Origin of the sequence: Protofrankia sp. Cr1 (genome assembly GCF_963555865.1) — a bacterium.
Classification (GTDB): Bacteria; Actinomycetota; Actinomycetes; order Frankiales; family Frankiaceae; genus Protofrankia.
The window spans coordinates 1-5,876 of record NZ_CAUVXO010000316.1 but is presented as its reverse complement, the minus strand read 5'-3'; the positions used below and the strand labels follow the sequence as shown (position 1 = coordinate 5,876).

At 71.9% G+C, this 5,876-nt stretch carries 5 protein-coding genes and 1 pseudogene; 4 read left to right on the top strand and 2 right to left on the bottom strand.

The window, feature by feature from the left end; genetic code table 11:
- Positions 1-50 precede the first annotated feature (50 nt).
- The gene (locus U9980_RS20115; RefSeq protein WP_322769334.1) at positions 51-191 is read left to right on the top strand and encodes a hypothetical protein; all 141 of its coding nucleotides are present in this window, start codon (positions 51-53) and stop codon (positions 189-191) included.
- Positions 192-291: 100 nt separating this feature from the next.
- On the opposite strand, the gene U9980_RS20110 is transcribed toward U9980_RS20115, so the two are convergent.
- Positions 292-918, bottom strand: a complete 627-nt coding sequence (locus U9980_RS20110; protein WP_322750763.1) for a TetR/AcrR family transcriptional regulator — start codon at positions 916-918, stop codon at positions 292-294.
- A gap of 102 nt (positions 919-1,020) precedes the next feature.
- On the opposite strand from U9980_RS20110, the gene U9980_RS20105 reads away from it, so the two are divergent.
- The 3 genes from U9980_RS20105 to U9980_RS20095 are packed head-to-tail and all read left to right on the top strand — an operon-like array spanning position 1,021 to position 5,507.
- A complete protein-coding gene (locus U9980_RS20105; protein ID WP_322769333.1) occupies positions 1,021-2,157 on the top strand; it encodes an amidohydrolase family protein in 1,137 nt (378 codons plus the stop codon).
- Complete coding sequence (locus U9980_RS20100; protein ID WP_322769332.1) at positions 2,154-4,310, top strand: CaiB/BaiF CoA-transferase family protein; 2,157 nt, start codon at positions 2,154-2,156, stop codon at positions 4,308-4,310. The genes U9980_RS20105 and U9980_RS20100 overlap by 4 nt, the downstream gene beginning before the upstream one ends.
- Positions 4,311-5,507: a CaiB/BaiF CoA transferase family protein gene (locus tag U9980_RS20095; protein ID WP_322756222.1), complete on the top strand. Its 1,197-nt coding sequence runs from the start codon at positions 4,311-4,313 to the stop codon at positions 5,505-5,507.
- On the opposite strand, the pseudogene U9980_RS20090 reads toward U9980_RS20095, so the two are convergent.
- Positions 5,441-5,876: pseudogene (locus tag U9980_RS20090) on the bottom strand (hypothetical protein); the annotation flags it as partial. The gene U9980_RS20095 and the pseudogene U9980_RS20090 overlap by 67 nt on opposite strands.

Below are 5,876 nucleotides of genomic sequence, written 5' to 3'. Positions count from 1 at the left end.
CCTATTGCCGGGCGCTCTTAGAGGACACTCGGTAAAGCTGTCCGAACGGCGTGTCCTGCCCGGCCCAGTTGCGTGAGTCCGTTTCCCATTTCGCCGGGCGGGGCGCGCAGACCACCGACGCCGACGGGGAGGGCTCCCCGGCCGACCCCGCCCCGGTCGACGCGCAGGCTCCAGCCGACCCGCAGGGCTGAGCGCGCAGCCGGGGCGTCGCCGAGGGCGGCGAGGACGCAGGCATCCCGGCTGACGCCGCGGACCTGGCCCGGCTGGTGGGGCGGTTCAGCGCGATGGCGGTCACCGGCCCGGCGCTGGTGACGTAGCCGGCTCGATCCGGGCCAGGATGACGGTGACCGTCTGCGTGAGCTCCTCGACGTAGAGCTGCCGGCCGGGCGGGTCCTCGCCCGGCGCGTGCTCGCGGGAGTAGTCGGCCAGGGCGTGGATCGTGAGCGTGAACGCGAAGACGTAGGCGAGCGTGGCGTGCGGCCCGAGCCGGGCTTCGAGCGCGGCGCTCACCACCCGGAAGTTGCCACCGAGGCCGCCCTCGGCGAGCTGGCGGTTCCGCTGCGGGTCGGCCAGGACGCGCGCCAGGAATCGCAGCGTCGTCGGCGATTCCTCGAGCAGCGGGCTCAACGTGCCGACCATGATCCGGGCAGCGGACTCGGGATCGATCGGGACGGTGAGCAGCGCGGTGTTGCTCGTGTGCAGGCGCGGGTGGGTGTGGTCGATGTGCTCGCCGATCGCGGTGAGCAGGTCGTCGCGCGAGCCGAAGTAGTAGCCGATCACGTCCTTGTTGTTCTGGCCGGCGGCCACCCCGATCCGGCCCAGGGACACCCCGTCGAGCCCGTGCTCGGCCAGCAGCTCGATCGCGGTGTCGAGCAGTCGTTCCCGCGTCTGCGGCGAGCCTCGACGCACGGTGGTCATTGCCAGCTCCCGGTCTTGCCGTCGGCCCGTAAGGTGGTTACCTTACGGTGTAACCCAGGTCACTGCCGATTGGTTCACGTCCGATCCGCGAGGAGCCGCGCCATGTACCACGTGTTCAGCGTCGACGACCACATCATCGAGCCGGCCGACGTCTGGTCCTCCCGGGTACCGGCCAAGTATCGCGAGGCCGCGCCGCACGTCGTGGAGGCGGACGGCCGGGAGTGGTGGGTCTACGAGAGCACGCGCCAGGTCACGATGGGCCTCAACGCGGTGGCCGGGAAGCCCCGCGAGGAGTGGGGCATGGAGCCGGCCCGTTTCGCGGACATGATCCCGGGCTGCTACGACCCCACACAGCGAGCGAAGGACCTGCGGGCCGACGGCATCTTCGCCAGCGTCAACTTCCCGACCCTGCCGGGCTTCGGCGGCCGCAAGTTCGTCACCTTCGAGGACAAGGACCTGGCGCTGGCCTGCGTCCAGGCCTGGAACGACTTCATCCTCGACGAGTGGTGCGCCGCCGCGCCCGAGCTGTTCGTGCCGATGACGATCGCGCCGCTGTGGGACGTCGAGCTGGCGGCCAAGGAGGTCGAGCGCACGCTGGCCAAGGGCGCCAAGGCACTGTGCTTCGTCGAGGACCCGTCGCAGCTCGGGATGCCCGGGTGGCACACCGAGGCCTGGGACCCGCTGCTCGCGGTCTGTCAGGAGGCCGACCTCCCGATCTGCATGCACGTCGGCTCGGCAGGCAGCTCCACGCTGCTGGGTGACCAGATCCCGATCGTCGAGATCGCGTCGTCGTTCTCGCAGACGGCGCGCTACTCACTCAACCTGATGTGCTCGCCGGCTCCGCGCACATTCCCGGACATCAAGTTCGTCTGGAGCGAGGGCGGCATCGGCTGGCTCCCGGCGGCGCTCGAGCGGGCCGACGCGCAGTGGGAGAAGCACGGCTACTGGAGCCACCTCGAGGGCGCGACGCCGTCCGAGGTCGCCAAGCGCAACATGTGGTTCTGCATGATCGAGGAGCCCTGGGGGCTGACGACCAGGGAGGTCTACGGCTACGACCGGATCCTGTTCGAGACCGACTACCCGCACGCCGACACCACCTGGCCGCGGACCCAGGCGATCTGCAAGTCGCTGTTCGCCGACGTCCCGCGGCACGAGGTCGACGCGATCACGCACAGCAACGCCGAGCGGCTCTTCCATTTCCCGCTGACCGTGCCGACCGGGAACGGAGCCGGCGCGTGAGCGCTCCGCTCGAGGGCGTCCGGGTCGTCGACCTCACCTCGGGAATCTCCGGGGCGTACGCCACCAAGCTGCTCGCCGACGGTGGCGCGGACGTGGTCAAGGTCGAGCTGCCGGCCGGTGACTGGCTGCGCGGCTGGCGGGTCGGCGACAAGCCCGTCCCGGCGGGCGCCGACGGCGCGCTCTTCCAGTTCCTCGCCGCGTCGAAGTCGTCGGTGGTCCTCGACGTCGGCGCGATCGCCCAGGCGCCCGATAACCCGCTGGGCCACGCCTTGCTCAGCGGCGCCGACCTGGTCTTCGCCGACGCCGACGCCGACCCGGTCGCCCTGCGCGCGCGTTATCCGCACGCGGTCGTCGTCGCCATCAGCTCCTGGGGGCTCGGCTCGTCCTGGGCGGACCGGCCGGCGACCGACGCGGTCTTCCAGGCCATCGCCGGCGCGCCGATGACCCGCGGCAACCCGGCCCACCCGCCGGTCATCGAGGGCGGCGACCTCGCCGAGTGGGCGGCCGGGCTGCTCGCCGGGATCGGCGGGCTGGTGGCGCGCTGGAAGTCACTCACGAGCGGGACGGGGGACCTGGTCGACGTCTCCAAGTTGGAGGCCGCGGTCCTGACCTTCTGCATGTATCCGGTGACCTTCGCGTCGATCGCCGGCGGGCCGATGCGCAGCAAGCGGGCGGCCGAGCTCAACGGCGTGATCGACGAGTGGGCGGCGACGAAAACCACCGCCGAGATCCTCGACCTGGCGGACGCCCTGCGCGTGCCGGCCGCCGAGGTCGGGCGGGGCGACACCCTCCCCGAGATCGACCACTTCGTGGCGCGGCACGCTTACACGACCAACCCCGGCGGGTTCGTCCAGCCGGACGTGTCGTACACGCTCGGCGGCGGCGCGCAGCGGCGGCCGTTCGCGCCCGCGCCGGCGCCGGGACGCGACACCGAGCGGCTGCGCGCCGAGCCCGTCCGGAACCCGGCGGTAGCCGGGGTCACCCCAGGGGAGGACGCGTTGCCGTTCGCCGGCCTGCGGATCGCCGACTTCACGATGAACTGGGCCGGGCCGATCATCGGTAACGTCTGCGCGATGTTCGGCCCCAACACCAACAAGCGCGACCTGACACTCGACCTCGGCTCCGAGACCGGCCGCGACCTGGCCCGCCGGCTGGTCGCGCACTGCGACGTCGTCATCGAGAACTACTCGCCGCGCGTCATGGACAACTGGGGACTGACGTACGACGCCCTGCGTGAGGTCCGCGACGACGTCATCTTCCTGCGCTGCCCGGCGTATGGACTGTCCGGGCCCTGGCGCGACCGCGGCGGCTACGCCCAGACGATGGAGATGGCGTCCGGCCTCGCCTGGCTGACCGGCTGGCCGGGCGCGCCGCCGGAGATCCCGAACGGCCCGATGGACCCGCTCGCCGGCGGCCACAGCACCTTCGCGCTGCTGCTCGCGCTCGAGCATCGTCGTCGTACGGGCGAGGGGATGCTGCTCGAGAGCCCGATGATCTTCGGCGCGCTCAACGTGGCGGCCGAGCAGGTGATCGAGCACTCGGCGTACGGCACCCTCCTCACCCGCCAGGGCAACCGCAGCCCGCACGCGGCGCCGCAGGGCGCCTACCGCACCGCCGACCCGCTCCCGACCGGCGAGCTCGACCGTTGGGTGCTGATCTCGGTGGCCTCGGACGAGCAGTGGCGCGCCCTCACCGAGCTGCTGGGCCGGCCCGAGTGGAGCCAGGCGCCTGAGCTCTCCTCGGCCGCCGGTCGGCACGCCGCGCACGACCAGATCGACGAGCGGCTCGCGGCCTGGGCGGCGACGCAGGCCAGCACCGAGCTGGTCGACCGGCTCGTCGCGGCCGGGGTTCCCGCGGCGGTCGTCGCGCGCCAGGACGAGTCGCCGGGGCTGACCCCGATCCGGGAGCGTGGCTTCTTCGAGACCGTGCTGCACCCGGTGACCGGTGGGCAGCTGCTGCAGGGCTATCCGGCCCGGCTCGCCAGCGGCCCGCCGGTCTACAACCGGACTTCAGCCCCGTTGCTGGGCCAGGACAACGCCGACATCCTGAAAGGCCTGCTCGGGGTCACCGACCAGGAGTATGCCGCGCTCGAGGCCGCCGAGGTCATCGGCACGATGCCCTCGACAGCCGGACACAGCAGGGGGATGCGTTAGATGAGCCAACCAGGGCTGCTCGACGGCGTGCGAGTGCTGGAGTCCGCGATGCTCTTCAACGGCGACCGGTTGGGCTGTCTGCTCGGCGACCTCGGGGCCGACGTCATCAAGGTCGAGGCTCCGCCGGTCGGCGACTACCTGCGCGACTTCCTCGGCCAGGTCGTGCCGCACCACAGCCCGGCCCACCTCGAGGTCAACAAGCACAAGCGCAGCGTCGTGTTGGACCTCCGCGCCCAGGACGGCCTCGAGACCTTCTGGCGGCTGCTCGACACCGCCGACGTGTTCGTCGACGGCAACGCCGGCGACGCCCTCGACCGGCTCGGCATCGGCTACGCCCAGCAGCAGGCCCGCCGGCCCGGGATCGTCTACTGCCAGTACTCCGGCTTCGGGGCCCGCGGGCCGTACGCCTCGATCCCCACCCACGGGCAGATGATGAACGCGCTGGCCGGCGGTTATCCGCACGAGCTCGGCGAAGACGGCTTCGTGCGCCCCTCGACCGCGGTGCCGTTCATGGGCGGGATCAGCGGCGACGACGGCACGGCGACCGGCGCGATCTACGCCGCCTACGCCATCGCCGCGGCCCTCGTGCGGCACGGCCGGACCGGTGAGGGCGCGTACCTCGACGTGGCCGCCTCGGACGCGGTCGTCGCCAACTCGTGGGTCGGCGCGACGTACGGCCTGAACAACGATCGGATCACCGACCGCCGCTCGCTGCCGGCCAGCGACGAGACCGGGGCCAGCGCGAAGTACCAGTTCTACGCGTGCGCCGACGGCAAGGTGCTGCTGTTCTGCGCGATCGAGCCGAAGTTCTGGCGCAACTTCTGCCGGGCGATCGGGCGCGACGACCTGATCGGTGGCGGCAACGGCCAGCCGGTCGACTTCGCCGGCGGCCAGGACGATCTGCGCCGTTCGTTGGCCGAGATCTTCCGGTCCCGCCCGCTGGCGGAGTGGGTCGCCATCGCGGTCGAGCACGACATCGCGCTGGGACCCGCCTACGGCGACGCGACCGACCTGCTCACCGATCCGCACGTACAGGCGCGGGGGTTGCTCGTCGAGACCACGCACCCGGTGGCGGGGGCGTACACGAATATCGGGTTCCCGGCGCTGATCGCCGGGATCGACTACCGCGTTCAGCGCGGGGCCCCGAGGTTGGGCGAACACAACGCCGAGATCCTGGCGGAGCTGGACGAGGCCTGACCCTTGGCCGCCTGGTCAACCGTGAGGTGTCGATCGAGGATCCAGACCCGGGCCGCGATTCCGGCCAGGTGGCCGAGACGGTCCACCTCGGACGACCGGAACCGGGGCCCGCCCCGGCGACCGACCAGCACAGCCCGGTCCGCGCTTCCTACCGGCGCGGCGGTCAACTCCATCCCGTTGTCGGCCCAGCGGGCCGGGCACCAGGATTTCTCCCGCGGCAGCCGGGCCGCGGTCGCGAGCGGCAGCCACGGCAACGACGTCCTCACCCGTTCGGGTATCGCCAGCTCGTCGCCGCGCAGGTCGAACGCAACAGCGCCCCTGTGCCTGGCCTGCGCGGGAAGGTTCGGTGTCAGCGCTGGGCGCTGGTGA

Coding starts and splice junctions, on each gene's coding strand:
- U9980_RS20105 (WP_322769333.1), top strand. CDS start 1,021: ATGTACCACGTGTTCAGCGTCGACGACCACATCATCGAGCCGGCCGAC.
- U9980_RS20095 (WP_322756222.1), top strand. CDS start 4,311: ATGAGCCAACCAGGGCTGCTCGACGGCGTGCGAGTGCTGGAGTCCGCG.
- U9980_RS20110 (WP_322750763.1), bottom strand. CDS start 918: ATGACCACCGTGCGTCGAGGCTCGCCGCAGACGCGGGAACGACTGCTC.